The organism is Mycobacterium pseudoshottsii JCM 15466, from assembly GCF_003584745.1.
GTDB classification, from domain to species: Bacteria; Actinomycetota; Actinomycetes; order Mycobacteriales; family Mycobacteriaceae; genus Mycobacterium; species Mycobacterium marinum.
The window spans coordinates 2357663-2371566 of record NZ_AP018410.1; the positions used below are offsets into that span (position 1 = coordinate 2357663).

Below are 13904 nucleotides of genomic sequence, written 5' to 3' on the forward strand. Positions count from 1 at the left end.
TCGCGCGGCGCCTGTAATCGGCGCCGGCGCATCCCCTCGGATGTGCTGCTCAACCGGTGATGCGGCGCAACTGGCGATATTGCGAAGTGGTATGTCTGAACCCGTGTCCGACGGTCTGTTCGACCTGCCCGGCGCACCGCAACACAGCGATCATGGTCTGGAAGTGTCGGCCGGCGCGCCGCTGGCGGTGCGGATGCGCCCGGAGTCGCTGGACGAAGTGGTGGGGCAGGGCCACTTGCTTGCTCCGGGGGCGCCGCTGCGCCGGCTGGTGGAGGGCTCCGGCGTCGCCTCGGTGATCCTCTATGGCCCGCCAGGTAGCGGGAAGACGACGCTGGCGGCGTTGATCTCGCACGCCACCGGACGAAGGTTCGAGGCGCTGTCGGCGTTGTCGGCCGGAGTCAAGGATGTGCGGGCGGTGATAGAGACTGCCCGGCAGGTGCTCCGTCGCGGCGAGCAGACGGTGCTGTTCATCGACGAGGTGCACCGGTTCTCCAAGACCCAGCAGGACGCCCTGCTGTCGGCCGTCGAGAACCGGGTGGTGTTGCTGGTGGCCGCGACCACCGAGAACCCGTCCTTCTCGGTGGTGGCCCCGTTGCTGTCGCGATCGCTGATTCTGCAGTTGCACCCGCTGGGCGCCGACGACATTCGCGCGGTCGTGCAGCGCGCGGCACAGGATCCACGCGGGCTTGGTGGGCGAGTCGCGATCGCCCCCGATGCCACCGACCTGCTGGTGCAATTGTCCGCCGGTGACGCGCGCCGCGCGCTGACCGCGCTGGAGGTGGCGGCCGAGGCGGCCCAGGCGGCCGGGTCGCAGGTAAGCGTCGAGATCATCGAGCAGTCGCTGGACAAAGCCGCGGTCCGCTATGACCGTGACGGTGACCAGCACTACGACGTGGTCAGCGCCTTCATCAAGTCGGTGCGGGGCTCCGATGTCGACGCCGCGCTGCATTACCTTGCTCGGATGCTGGTGGCCGGTGAAGACCCCAGGTTCGTTGCCCGCCGCCTGATGATCCTGGCCAGCGAGGACATCGGCCTGGCGGATCCGACGGCGCTTCCGACCGCGGTGGCCGCCGCGCAGACGGTCGCCCTGATCGGCCTGCCCGAGGCGCAGCTCACGCTGGCGCACGCCACCATCCATCTGGCGACCGCGCCGAAGTCGAATGCGGTCACCACCGCGCTGGCCGCGGCGATGGCCGATATCAAGGCGGGCAAGGCCGGCCTGGTGCCGCCACACCTACGCGATGGGCACTACTCCGGGGCGGCCGCGCTGGGCCACGCACAGGGCTACAAGTACTCCCATGACGACCCGGACGGGGTGGTGGCCCAACAGTATCCGCCCGACGAATTGGTGGGCACCAACTATTACCGGCCGACCGGCCGCGGCGGCGAACGCGAGATCGGCGGCCGCCTGGAGCGGCTGCGGGCCATCATCCGCCGAAAGCGTGCCTGACCGGTTGGCGGGCGTTGCCCTGCCGCAATAGCGGCCTCAGCCCACTCAGACCAGCTCGGGCACCCGCAGGTGAGCGATCGCCAGCTCGAACTTGGCCACTTCGAGCACCTCGGCGCCCAATTCACGGACCCGCCTGCTGCGCAGTTCGGAAGCCTGATCGCGGTTTCGCGCCATCGCCTCCATGGTGTCGAAGGTGGCGCACGAGACCGCACGCCGGCAGGCCGGGTGATCGACCATCAGGCTGGCGCTGCAGAACCCGTCCAGGCCCTCCAGCTCGGGCAACACGTACATCCCGTAGAAGTCCAGGGATCGCTCGATCTGATCCGGCACCACCTTGAGCCAGGTGGCCCGCACGCATGCACCCTGCCGGGAACGGTGGTCACGGTGCAGCATGGCGATGTCCCATTCCTCGACCCGCGCATTGTCGGAGAACATCATCGCGGCCCGGTCCCGGATGGGAGCCACCGCCGGTGCGCGCGAGCGCATGGCCTGCAAGGTCTCCCACGCGCTGGTCGCGATGCAGGTGCCGGACTGGCGGTCGACCAGCAGTGACAACCCGACGTAACCGTCGATCGCCTGCAGAGCGGGCATGACGACATCGCGAGCATGGGCAATTCCGATGTCGACCGACAAGGGTTGCGCCTGGATGGTGGTGGAGCGTGCGTACACGATCGGCCCCTCCTCTGTCGGGGCGGCGCCCCGGTGGCGCCACCGGTCCCACCAATTACCTTCCTCCTGCCGATTCGGCCTGGCAATGACCTGAGGGGATCTCGGGAGATCTCGGGGGGATCCGCCCACCAGCTCACGGGCGATCGTGGCGATGGTGCGGCGGGAGGGAACGGATTGGCAGGTCGCCGAGCGCCCACCGTAGGCTGGTCTGGATGGATACCGATGTCCTCGACGTTGACACATCGCGTCGCCGCACCGTCGATCTCACCGACGCGGTGCGGGCCTTCTGCGCCAACCATGGTGATGGGCTGTGCAACGTTTTCGTCCCGCACGCGACGGCGGGTGTCGCCATCATCGAGACGGGCGCCGGTTCCGACCACGACCTGGTCGACACCCTGCAGACATTGCTGCCGCGCGACGACCGCTACCGCCACGCGCATGGGTCGCGCGGGCACGGTGCCGATCACGTGTTGCCGGCCCTGGTGTCGCCGTCGGTGACGGTGCCGGTGTCGTCGGGCGAGCCGCTGTTGGGTATCTGGCAAAGCGTCGTTCTGGTCGACCTGAATCAGGACAACCCGCGGCGGTCGGTCCGCCTGAGCTTCCTGGAAGGCTAGGTGGAAGGCTGAGCGGACCCGGAATGCGTCTTTGGACAGCCTTCTAATAGTCCGGCGAATAGGCTGGCAATCGATCTCTGCTAGAGAAAAACCAAGGAAACTTAAGGAAACAACGACGGTGCAAACACACGAGATCAGGAAGCGGTTCCTTGATCATTTCGTGAAGGCGGGTCACACCGAGGTGCCCAGCGCTTCGGTGATACTCGATGACCCCAACCTGTTGTTCGTCAACGCGGGCATGGTGCAGTTCGTGCCGTTCTTCCTCGGACAGCGCACCCCGCCGTATGCGACGGCCACCAGCATCCAGAAGTGCATACGTACCCCCGATATCGACGAGGTGGGCATCACCACCCGGCACAACACGTTCTTTCAGATGGCCGGCAATTTCTCGTTCGGTGACTACTTCAAACGCGGGGCGATCGAACTTGCCTGGGCGCTGCTGACCAACAGCGTCGCCGACGGAGGTTACGGGCTGGACCCGGAGAAGCTCTGGGCCACCGTCTACCTCGACGACGACGAGGCCGCCGGCTTGTGGCGTGAAGTGGCCGGTCTACCGGCCGATCGGATCCAGCGCCGCGGCATGGCCGACAACTACTGGTCGATGGGCATTCCCGGTCCCTGCGGGCCGTCGTCGGAGATCTACTACGACCGGGGCCCGGACTACGGGCCCGAGGGCGGCCCCGTCGTCAACGAGGACCGCTACCTCGAGATCTGGAACCTCGTGTTCATGCAGAACGAGCGGGGCGAGGGAACCACCAAAGAGGACTACGAGATCCTCGGCCCGTTGCCTCGCAAGAACATCGACACCGGGATGGGTGTGGAGCGCGTCGCGCTGATCCTGCAGGGGGTTCCCAACGTCTACGAGACCGATCTGCTGCGCCCGATCATCGACTTGGTTGCCGCCCGCGCGCCCCGCGGTTATGACCAGGGCAATCACGCTGACGATGTGCGCTACCGGATCATCGCCGACCACAGCCGCACCGCCGCGATCCTGATCGCCGACGGGGTGAGCCCCGGCAACGACGGCCGCGGCTACGTGTTGCGCAGACTGCTGCGCCGCGTCATCCGGTCGGCCAAGCTGCTCAACATCGACACCGCGATCGTCGGAGATCTGATGGCCACCGTGCGCGATGCGATGGGGCCCTCCTATCCCGAATTGGCCAGCGACTCCGACCGGATCAACCGCATCGCCGTTGCCGAAGAGACCGCGTTCAACCGCACGCTGGCGTCGGGCTCGCGGCTGTTCGACGAGGTGGCCGGCGCCACCAGGTCCTCCGGTGTCAGCGTGGTGTCCGGTTCGGACGCGTTCACCCTGCATGACACCTACGGATTCCCGATCGAGCTGACCCTGGAGATGGCCTCCGAAGCCGGCCTGACGGTGGACGAGGGCGGCTTCCGCGAACTGATGGCGCAGCAGCGCCGGCGGGCCAAGGCCGACGCGGCCGCGCGCAAACATGCCCACGCCGACCTGACGGCCTACCGGGAACTGGTCGATGCCGGACCTACCGAGTTCACCGGGTTCGATGAGCTCACCTCCGAAGCGCGGATCCTGGGCATCTTCGTCGACGGCAAGCGGGTTCCGGTGGTGGCCCACGGCCAGGCCGTCGACGCCGATCGGGTGGAGCTGGTGCTGGACCGCACCCCGCTGTACGCCGAGTCGGGCGGCCAGATCGCCGACGTCGGAACCATCAGCGGAACGGGGTCGGGCAGCAGCGCCCGCGCGGCGGTGACCGATGTCCAGAAGATCGCCAAGACCCTCTGGCTACACCGGGTCAACGTCGAATCCGGGGAATTCGTCGAGGGCGACGGTGTCGTCGCGGCCGCGGACGCGGGCTGGCGCAAGGGCGCTACCCAGGGCCATTCGGGCACCCACATGGTGCATGCCGCCCTGCGGCAGGTGCTGGGGCCCAACGCGGTACAGGCCGGGTCCCTGAACCGTCCCGGTTACCTGCGATTCGACTTCAACTGGCAGGGTCCGCTCACCGAAGAGCAGCGGGGCCAAATCGAAGAAGTCACCAATCGAGCGGTGCAAGCCGATTTCGCCGTGCACACCTTCACCGAGCAGCTGGAGAAGGCCAAGGCCATGGGCGCGATGGCGCTGTTCGGCGAAAGCTATCCGGACGAAGTCCGGGTGGTCGAGATCGGCGGGCCGTTCTCGATCGAGCTCTGCGGCGGTACCCACGTAGCCACCTCGGCGCAGATCGGTCCGGTGACGATCCTGGGCGAGTCCTCGATTGGCTCGGGGGTGCGGCGGGTGGAGGCCTACGTCGGCCTGGACTCCTTCCGCCACCTGGCCAAGGAGCGCGCCCTGATGGCCGGGCTCGCCTCGTCACTGAAGGTGCCCTCCGAAGAGGTCCCGGCCCGGGTGGCCAGCCTGGTCGAGCGGCTCAAGGCCGCCGAGAAGGAACTCGAGCGTGCCCGGCTCGCCAGTGTGCGGGCGGCCGCGGTCAACGCCGCCGCCGGCGCCGAGCGCATCGGCAACGTCCGGCTGGTGGCGCAGCGCATGTCCAGCGAGATGACGCCGGCGGACCTGCGCACCCTGGTCGGCGACATCCGCGGCAAGCTGGGCAGCGACCCCGCGGTGGTGGCGCTGATCGCCGCCCCGGCCGGGGGAGAGTCCTCCACCGTGCCCTATGTGGTCGCGGCCAACCAGGCCGCCCAGGGACTCGGCCTCGGTGCCAATGAACTGATCAAACACCTAGCCGCGGCAGTCGACGGCCGCGGTGGCGGCAAAGCGGACCTGGCCCAGGGGTCGGGAAAGAAACCGGCTGGCATCGACGCCGCGCTCGAAGCATTACGTGCAGAGATAGCGCGGGTCGGTTGAGTGGTCGCCGCATCGCACCGCTCGCCCGACCGGCCCGGTGATCCAGAGGGCCTCGAACCCGGGACGGGCCGAGGCCGACGCTTGGGTATCGATGTGGGAACGGTGCGCATCGGGGTGGCGTCCAGCGATCCGGATGGCATCCTGGCGACTCCGCTGGAAACGGTGCGGCGCGAGCGCTCCGGCAAGCACCTGCGTCGGCTGGCCACGCTGGTCGGTGAAACGGAGGCGGTCGAAGTCATCGTCGGCCTGCCGCGGACCCTGGCCGACCGCATCGGCTCCTCGGCGCAGGACGCGATCGACCTGGCTGATGAGCTGGCGGCGCGGGTGGCTCCGATACCGGTGCGGCTTGCCGACGAACGGCTGACCACCGTCAGTGCGCAGCGATCGCTGCGCGAGGCGGGTGTCCGGGCCAAGAATCAGCGTGCGGTGATTGACCAGGCCGCGGCGGTCGCGATCCTGCAGGCCTGGCTGGACCAGCGGCGCACCCTGGCCGGGGGCCGCGCCGATGGCTGAGGATGTGTATCGGTCTCGGGCTGAGCCGGTCGCGGTGGGGCCCAACCGGCACCGGATGAGCCGGGTTGACCGGCTCAAGCGCAATCGCGAACAACACAACCGACGCCGGCGGCGGCGCGTCCTCGGGGGATTCGTCTTCGGACTGCTGGTCGTGTTCGTGGTGGTGGTCGTCGTCTTCGGCACCAAGCTATGGAATGTCATGTTCGGCACCGGCGGTGACTACGCCGGTCCGGGCAAGCGCGACGTCGTCATCCACATCAGCCCGGGCGACTCCACCACCGCGGTCGGCGAAACGTTGTACAACAACCACGTGGTCGCCACGGTGCGGGCATTCGTGGACGCGGCCCACGGCAACGCCGTGATCGCGGCGATCCAGCCGGGCTTCTACCTGGTGCGTACCGAGATCCCGGCGGCCGATGCGGTCGCCCGGCTCGCGGACCCCAAGAACCGCGTCGGCAAGCTGGTCATCCCGGAGGGCCGTCAGCTCGACGACACCACCGACATGAAGACCAATGTGGTGACGCCCGGCATTCTGACCTTCATTTCGCGTGCCACGTGCGTGGACCTGGACGGCAAGAAGCACTGCATCTCGATGGCCGACTTGCGTACGGCGGCGACCAAGAGCACGCCCGCCACGTTGGCGGTGCCGTCGTGGGCCGTCGAACCGGTGCTCGAACTCGGCGCTGATCATCGCCGGATCGAGGGCCTGATCGCCCCGGGGACCTTCAACATCGATCCCGCGGGATCGGCGGACAAGATCCTGGCCTCGCTGATCAGCGCCGGTGCCGTGGAGTACTTGAAATCCGGTTTGGTGGACAACGCCAAGTCGCTGGGCCTGTCGCCCTACGACATCCTGGTGGTGGCGTCATTGGTGCAGCAGGAGTCCAACGCCCAAGATTTCCCGAAAGTCGCGCGGGTCATCTACAACCGCCTCAACGAGCACCGCGCCCTCGAGTTCGACTCCACGGTGAACTACTCGCTGGATCGTCGCGAGGTGGCCACCAGCGACGCCGACCGCGCGATGCGGACTCCGTGGAACACCTACATGTCCGAAGGGTTGCCGGCCACCGCGATCTGCTCGCCCGGGGTCGAAGCGCTGCACGCGGCCGAGCATCCGCAACCCGGGGACTGGTTGTACTTCGTCACCATCGATAGCCAAGGCACGACGCTGTTCACCAGGGATTACCAGCAACACCTGGCGAATATCGAGCTGGCCAAACGTAACGGTGTCCTCGATAGCGCGCGATGAGCAGCGGCCAGGAGCACAATCAACCACCGCGCGGTAGGAAAGCGGCCGTCCTCGGTTCGCCGATCGCTCATTCGCGGTCCCCGCAGCTGCATCTGGCTGCCTACCGGGCGCTGGGCCTGACCGACTGGACATACCAGCGGATCGAGTGCGACGCCGCGCAATTGCCCGCGGTGGTGGGTGGTTTCGGGCCGGAGTGGGTCGGCGTATCGGTGACCATGCCGGGCAAGTTCGCCGCGTTGCAGTTTGCCGACGAGCGCACCGCCCGCGCCGAGCTGGTTGGATCGGCCAACACCCTGGTCCGCACCCCACGCGGGTGGCGGGCAGACAACACCGACATCGACGGTGTCGCGGGGGCGCTGGGGCAGGCATCCGGACCGGCCATTGTCTGCGGTTCGGGCGGCACCGCACCGGCAGCCGTGGTGGGGCTGGCCGAACTCGGCGTCACAGAGATCACGATCGCGGCGCGCAACGCGGACAAAGCCGCCCGATTGGTCGACCTGGGCGCCCGGCTCGGGGTGGCCAGCCGGTTCTGCGGACTGGATGAGCCCGAGCTGGGCGAGCGGGCCGCATCCGCGGCGGCGCTGGTCAGCACCATTCCGGCCGAGGTGGCGTCACGTTACGCGGCCATCTTCGCCACGGTCCCGGTGGTGCTGGATGCGATCTACAACCCGTGGCCGACACCGCTGGCGGCCGCCGTGGCCGCCGCGCGTGGCCGGGTGATCAGTGGCCTGCACATGCTTTTGCATCAGGCATTTGCCCAGGTGGAGCAATTCACCGGGTTACCCGCCCCCCGTGCGGCGATGACTTGCGCATTGGAGGCGCTGGACTAGCCTGCCTGGGAATGTGGCTGGTGATCCGAACCCCGGTAGTGGCCGTCGTGGTGGCCTGGCTGCTGGTGTTGAGCTACACCGACATTCGACATCGGCGGCTGCCCAACCGTTTCACGCTGCCCGGCGCGGGCGCGATGCTGCTCGGTGCCCTGGTGGCCGGGCGGGGGACGGCGGCACTGGCCGGGGCGGCCGCGCTGACAAGTGTCTACCTGCTGGTGCATCTGCTGGCTCCAGCCGCGCTGGGTGCCGGCGACGTGAAACTGGCGATCGGTCTGGGTGCTCTGGCCGGCTCGCTCGGGGTCGAGGTGTGGTTCCTGGCGGCGTTGGCGGCCCCGCTGATGACTGCGCTGTGGGCGGTCGGCGCACGGCTGCGCACCGGTGCCCTGGCCGTCCCGCACGGTCCGTCGATGTGCCTGGCGACCGCCGTGGCCGCCGGGCTGGCGCTGCTCGGGTAGTTGGGCCCGGCCGGTTCGGGCGGCCGGCAGCCGAGCCATGGCCGGGCGTGCACGGCCATCGTGGGAAGATGTTCGGGTGTTGCGCTGGATAACTGCGGGGGAATCCCATGGCCGTGCGTTGGTGGCCCTGGTCGACGGAATGGTTGCCGGGGTAGAGGTCACCTCGACGGAGATCGCCGATCAGTTGGCCCGCCGCCGGCTCGGCTACGGACGTGGCGCCCGGATGGCGTTCGAGCGTGACGCGGTGACCGTGCTCTCCGGAATACGCCACGGCAGCACGCTGGGCGGCCCGATCGCGATCGAGATCGGTAACACCGAATGGCCGAAGTGGGAAGCGGTGATGGCGGCCGACCCGCTGGACCCGGCCGCCGCGGCCGAGCTGGAGAATTCCGCCCGCAACGCGCCGCTGACCCGGCCGCGGCCGGGGCATGCCGACTATGCGGGCATGCTCAAGTACGGCTTCGACGACGCCCGGCCGGTGCTGGAACGGGCTAGTGCCCGCGAGACCGCCGCCCGAGTCGCCGCGGGCACCGTAGCGCGGGCCTTCCTGCGTCAGGCCCTGGGCGTGGAAGTGCTGTCGCACGTCGTCTCGATCGGCGCGTCGGCGCCCTACGACGGCCCGCCGCCGCAGCCCGAGGACCTGCCCGCCATCGACGCCAGCCCGGTGCGCGCGTTCGACGGGCAAGCCGAAAAATCCATGATCGCCGAGATCGAGACGGCCAAGAAGGACGGCGACACCCTCGGCGGCGTCGTCGAGGTGGTAGCGCTGGGGCTGCCGGTGGGGCTGGGGTCGTTCACCAGCGGTGAGAACCGGCTGGACAGCCAGCTCGCCGCGGCGGTGATGGGCATCCAGGCCATCAAGGGCGTGGAGATCGGTGACGGGTTCGAGACCGCGCGTCGCCGCGGTAGTCGCGCCCACGACGAGATGTACCCCGGCACCGACGGTGTGGTGCGCTCCACCAACCGGGCCGGGGGTCTGGAAGGCGGGATGACCAATGGCCAGCCGCTGCGGGTGCGTGCGGCGATGAAGCCCATCTCCACCGTCCCCAAGGCGCTGGCCACCGTTGACCTGGCCACCGGCGATGAAGCCGTCGCCATCCATCAGCGTTCCGACGTGTGCGCCGTGCCGGCCGCGGCAGTGGTGGTCGAGACCATGGTGGCGCTGGTGCTGGCCAGAGTGACGCTGGAGAAATTCGGTGGCGATTCGCTGGCCGAGACCCGCCGCAACATCGAGGCGTATCAGCGCAGCGTTGCCGACCGGGAAGCACCGGCCGCCCGGGCCCGGGCCATCCGGGGTTAGGCGCCACGATGGCACCCAAAGCGGTATTGGTGGGATTGCCGGGTTCCGGCAAGTCGACCATCGGGCGTCGGCTGGCCAAGGCGCTCGGAGTGAGTCTGCTCGACACCGATGCGGCGATTGAGCAGCAGGCCGGGCGCAGCATTGCCGAGATCTTCGCCACCGACGGGGAAGAGGAGTTCCGACGTATCGAGGAGGAAGTGGTGCGCGCGGCTTTAGCCGATCATGACGGAGTGCTGTCGCTGGGCGGCGGCGCGGTCACCAGCCCCGGGGTTCGCTCGGCGCTGGACGGCCACACCGTCGTCTACCTGGAGATCAGTGCCGCCGAAGGGGTGCGCCGCACCGGCGGCAGCAACGTACGGCCGCTGTTGGCCGGGCCCGATCGGGCGGAGAAGTTCCGCGCGCTGATGTCCCAGCGGATTCCGTTGTATCGGCGGGTGTCGACCATTCGTGTCGACACCAATCGCCGCAATCCCGGTGCGGTGGTGCGCTACATCATGTCGCGCCTGGACGACCCCACACCGAACACGAGTCCCTCCTCCACCGCCAGCGGGGCCGCCACATGAGCGACAACAAAGAACCGGTCACCGTGCAGGTGGCCGTCGACCCGCCGTACCCGGTGGTGATCGGTACCGGGTTGCTGACCGAGCTGGAGGAACTGCTCGCCGGCCGGCACAAGGTCGCCATCCTGCATCAGCCGGTGCTGACCGAGACTGCCGAGGCCATCCGTAACCACCTTGCCGACAAGGGGATCGACGCGCACCGCATCGAGATCCCCGACGCCGAGGCTGGTAAGGAGCTGCCGGTCGTGGGATTCATCTGGGAAGTGCTGGGGCGCATCGGGATCGGGCGAAAGGACGCTCTGGTGAGCCTGGGCGGCGGCGCGGCCACCGACGTCGCCGGGTTCGCGGCCGCCACCTGGCTGCGTGGTGTCTCGATCGTGCACGTGCCAACCACGTTGCTGGGCATGGTTGATGCGGCCGTCGGAGGCAAGACCGGTATCAACACCGACGCCGGCAAGAACCTGGTCGGAGCCTTCCACCAGCCGCTCGCGGTGCTCGCCGACCTGGCCACGCTGCAGACCTTGCCGCAAAACGAAATCGTCTGTGGGATGGCCGAAGTGGTCAAGGCGGGCTTCATCGCCGATCCGGTTATCCTGGACCTCATCGAAGCCGATCCGCAGGCCGCATTGGATCCGTCCGGTGATGTGATGCCGGAATTGATCCGGCGTTCGATTGCGGTCAAGGCGGAGGTTGTCGCGGCCGACGAGAAAGAATCCGAGCTGCGCGAAATCCTCAACTACGGACACACTTTGGCTCATGCGATCGAGCGCCGGGAGCGTTATCAGTGGCGACACGGTGCCGCGGTGTCGGTGGGTCTGGTCTTCGCGGCCGAACTCGCCCGGCTTTCCGGGCGCCTCGACGACGCCACGGCGCTGCGTCATCGCACCATCCTGTCGGCGCTGGGCCTGCCGGTCAGCTACGACGCCGATGCGCTGCCGCAGTTGCTGGAATTCATGACCGGCGACAAGAAGACCCGGGCCGGAGTGCTGCGGTTCGTGGTGCTCGACGGGCTGGCCAAGCCGGGACGGATGGTGGGTCCGGATCCGGGGTTGCTGGTGACCGCCTACGCGGGAATCTGTGCCCCATGAGCGAGCCGATGACCGTCGTCAACGTTCTCAATGGTCCCAACCTGGGCCGGCTGGGCCGGCGTGAGCCCGACGTCTACGGCAGCACCACGCACGCCGAACTCGCGGCCCTGATCGAGCGGGAGGCCGCCGGGCTGGGACTGCAGGCGGTTGTTCGGCAAAGTGATAGCGAGGCAGAACTGCTGGACTGGATTCATCGGGCCGCCGACGCCGGCCAGCCCGTGATCCTCAATGCCGGCGGGTTGACGCACACCTCGGTGGCGCTGCGCGACGCCTGTGCGGAATTGAGCGCGCCGCTGATCGAGGTGCACATCTCAAATGTCCACGCCCGCGAGGAGTTCCGGCGCCACTCTTACCTGAGCCCGGTCGCAACCGGGGTGATCGTCGGGCTGGGCATCCAGGGTTACCTGCTGGCCCTGCGGTACCTGGCCAGCTACTAGTCCTTCTTCTTTTTCGGCACTTCGTCCGTCTTGGTCTCGTCCTCGTCGAGCTGGATCACCTCGGTGCTCGCCTCACTTTCGGTGGTGGCGATCGTCTCGGTTTTTGCCTCCGGCTCGGCCGTGCGGATCACCTCGGTCGGTGACTCTTGCTCGGTGGTGGCGATCACCTCGGTCGGGGCATCGCGTTCGACGGTGGCAACCGCGGTGGGAGCCGTTGCCTGCGCCTGGTTGGAGGCCACCGGCATCTCCCCGGTAGGACTGTCGTCGGCGCGCACCGCGGCGAACACATCAGTGTCGGCGCGGCCGCCGGTTCCGTCGTGGGTGGGCACCGGGGGAGCATTGCGGTCCACCCGCCACCTGCCCACGGCCACACCGGAAATTCCCGGCAGGAAGATGATCAACGCGGTGAAGGCGGCAAACGTCGTAACCTCGTTGATCAGCCCGCCGACATAGATGCCCTTGTAGAACAACGCGATGATCCAGGCGACCGCGCCGCTGAGGATACCGGCCACCAGGCCGGCCACCAGCCAGGTCATGGCCAGATCTGCGCGGCGATCCGGGTCCGGATTCGCCTTGGCGTCGGCACGGCCGTCGAGTGTGCCCCACACAATGACGGCGATGACGTACAGCAGCAGCAACACCAGGCTTATCAGTCCGGCTTGCGTCTGCCATGCGTTGATCAAGGCCCCCTGGAAGAGGCGGAGAACGACCATCGCGGCGGCGAACGCTAGTCCACGCAGCATCCAGTTAGTCATGAATGGTCAGCGTAGCGAGTACCGTCAAGGGTCGTGACACATTCCCAGCGTCGACACAACCTCAAATCCAAAATCAGTGCCGCCGGACTGGACGCGATGCTGGTCACCGATTTGATCAATGTGCGATATCTCTCCGGGTTCAGCGGATCCAACGGTGCGTTGCTGGTATTCGCCGACGAGCGTGAAGCCGTGCTGGCCACCGACGGTCGATACCGCACGCAGGCCGCCCATCAGGCGCCGGACCTCGAGGTGGCCATCGAACGCGCCATCGGGCGACACCTGAGCTGCCGGGCTGCCGATGACGGTGTTGGCCGGCTGGGCTTCGAAAGCCATGTGGTCACGGTGGACGGCTTTGATGCGCTCACGGGTGCGCTGGCGGACACCAACACCGAGTTGGTCCGCGCCTCCGGCACCGTGGAGGCACTGCGCGAGATCAAAGATGCCGGTGAGCTTGCGTTATTGCGGCTGGCGTGCGAGGCGGCCGACGCCGCGCTGTCGGACTTGATCAAGCGCGGCGGGCTGCGGCCGGGCCGCACCGAGCGCGAGGTGGCCCGCGATCTTGAGGGCCTGATGCTCGACCATGGTGCCGACGCGGTGTCGTTCGAGACGATTGTGGCTGCCGGGCCGAACTCGGCCATCCCACACCACCGGCCCACCGACGCGGTGCTGGCCAAGGGTGATTTCGTCAAGATCGACTTCGGTGCGCTGGTTGCCGGCTATCACTCGGACATGACCCGCACCTTCGTGCTGGACAAGGCGGCCGACTGGCAGTTGGAGATCTATGAGCTGGTCGCCGCGGCGCAAAAGGCCGGTCGAGAGGCGTTGTCTGCGGGCGCCGAGTTGCGCGACGTGGATGGCGCCGCGCGACAGATGATCGTCGACGCGGGGCATGGAGATAACTTCGGTCACGGTCTGGGACACGGTGTTGGCCTGCAGATACACGAAGCACCGGGCATCGGGGCCACATCCGTCGGTACACTACTGGCGGGCTCCGTGGTTACCGTGGAGCCCGGCGTTTATTTGCCCGGCCGCGGCGGTGTCCGCATCGAGGACACGTTGGTAGTGCCCAATGGGGGCCCGAAGACACCGAGAAGCGCCGCGCAGACCCCGGAATTGTTGACCCGGTTCCCGAAGGAACTGACCATCTTGTAGGAGATTTA

The 13904-nt window shown here is 67.9% G+C and carries 14 protein-coding genes; 12 read left to right on the top strand and 2 right to left on the bottom strand.

What is annotated here, in order from left to right; all coding sequences use genetic code 11:
* Nucleotides 1-91 precede the first annotated feature (91 nt).
* Nucleotides 92-1450 carry a replication-associated recombination protein A gene (locus MPSD_RS10765; protein WP_012393933.1) on the top strand — a complete coding sequence of 453 codons (1359 nt, stop codon included), beginning with the start codon at nt 92-94 and terminating at the stop codon, nt 1448-1450.
* A gap of 45 nt (nt 1451-1495) precedes the next feature.
* On the opposite strand, the gene MPSD_RS10770 is transcribed toward MPSD_RS10765, so the two are convergent.
* The gene (locus MPSD_RS10770; protein WP_086084658.1) at nt 1496-2119 is read right to left on the bottom strand and encodes a hypothetical protein; all 624 of its coding nucleotides are present in this window, start codon (nt 2117-2119) and stop codon (nt 1496-1498) included.
* A 212-nt stretch (nt 2120-2331) separates the two neighbouring features.
* Between MPSD_RS10770 and MPSD_RS10775 the strand changes: the two genes are divergently transcribed.
* The 10 genes from MPSD_RS10775 (at nt 2332) to aroQ (ending at nt 11989) form a co-directional block, all read left to right on the top strand.
* On the top strand, nt 2332-2733 hold the full coding sequence (locus MPSD_RS10775) for a secondary thiamine-phosphate synthase enzyme YjbQ (RefSeq protein WP_012393935.1): 402 nt from the start codon (nt 2332-2334) through the stop codon (nt 2731-2733).
* 118 nt (nt 2734-2851) lie between these two features.
* Nucleotides 2852-5557: an alanine--tRNA ligase gene (alaS, locus tag MPSD_RS10780; protein WP_086084659.1), complete on the top strand. Its 2706-nt coding sequence runs from the start codon at nt 2852-2854 to the stop codon at nt 5555-5557.
* The gene (gene ruvX / locus MPSD_RS10785; protein ID WP_011739856.1) at nt 5558-6070 is read left to right on the top strand and encodes a Holliday junction resolvase RuvX; all 513 of its coding nucleotides are present in this window, start codon (nt 5558-5560) and stop codon (nt 6068-6070) included. It begins immediately after the preceding gene.
* The gene (gene mltG, locus MPSD_RS10790; protein WP_086084660.1) at nt 6063-7319 is read left to right on the top strand and encodes an endolytic transglycosylase MltG; all 1257 of its coding nucleotides are present in this window, start codon (nt 6063-6065) and stop codon (nt 7317-7319) included. The genes ruvX and mltG overlap by 8 nt, the downstream gene beginning before the upstream one ends.
* Nucleotides 7316-8149 carry a shikimate dehydrogenase gene (locus MPSD_RS10795; RefSeq protein ID WP_086084661.1) on the top strand — a complete coding sequence of 278 codons (834 nt, stop codon included), beginning with the start codon at nt 7316-7318 and terminating at the stop codon, nt 8147-8149. The genes mltG and MPSD_RS10795 overlap by 4 nt, the downstream gene beginning before the upstream one ends.
* Before the next feature lie 11 nt (nt 8150-8160).
* Nucleotides 8161-8604 carry a prepilin peptidase gene (locus MPSD_RS10800; protein WP_012393939.1) on the top strand — a complete coding sequence of 148 codons (444 nt, stop codon included), beginning with the start codon at nt 8161-8163 and terminating at the stop codon, nt 8602-8604.
* A gap of 76 nt (nt 8605-8680) precedes the next feature.
* Entirely contained in the window at nt 8681-9904 is a 1224-nt protein-coding gene (aroC, locus tag MPSD_RS10805; RefSeq protein WP_020787863.1) for a chorismate synthase, read from the top strand.
* A gap of 8 nt (nt 9905-9912) precedes the next feature.
* Complete coding sequence (locus tag MPSD_RS10810) at nt 9913-10467, top strand: shikimate kinase (RefSeq protein WP_015355839.1); 555 nt, start codon at nt 9913-9915, stop codon at nt 10465-10467.
* On the top strand, nt 10464-11552 hold the full coding sequence (gene aroB / locus MPSD_RS10815) for a 3-dehydroquinate synthase (RefSeq protein ID WP_012393942.1): 1089 nt from the start codon (nt 10464-10466) through the stop codon (nt 11550-11552). The genes MPSD_RS10810 and aroB overlap by 4 nt, the downstream gene beginning before the upstream one ends.
* Nucleotides 11549-11989 (top strand): type II 3-dehydroquinate dehydratase, encoded by a 441-nt coding sequence (gene aroQ, locus MPSD_RS10820; RefSeq protein ID WP_012393943.1) that lies wholly within the window; start codon nt 11549-11551, stop codon nt 11987-11989. The genes aroB and aroQ overlap by 4 nt, the downstream gene beginning before the upstream one ends.
* On the opposite strand, the gene MPSD_RS10825 is transcribed toward aroQ, so the two are convergent.
* Nucleotides 11986-12744, bottom strand: coding sequence for a B-4DMT family transporter (locus MPSD_RS10825; protein ID WP_015355836.1), 759 nt, complete (start codon nt 12742-12744; stop codon nt 11986-11988). The two genes, aroQ and MPSD_RS10825, sit on opposite strands and share 4 nt — an antisense overlap.
* A 33-nt stretch (nt 12745-12777) precedes the next feature.
* On the opposite strand from MPSD_RS10825, the gene MPSD_RS10830 reads away from it, so the two are divergent.
* Nucleotides 12778-13896: a M24 family metallopeptidase gene (locus MPSD_RS10830; protein WP_020724921.1), complete on the top strand. Its 1119-nt coding sequence runs from the start codon at nt 12778-12780 to the stop codon at nt 13894-13896.
* Nucleotides 13897-13904 lie beyond the last annotated feature (8 nt).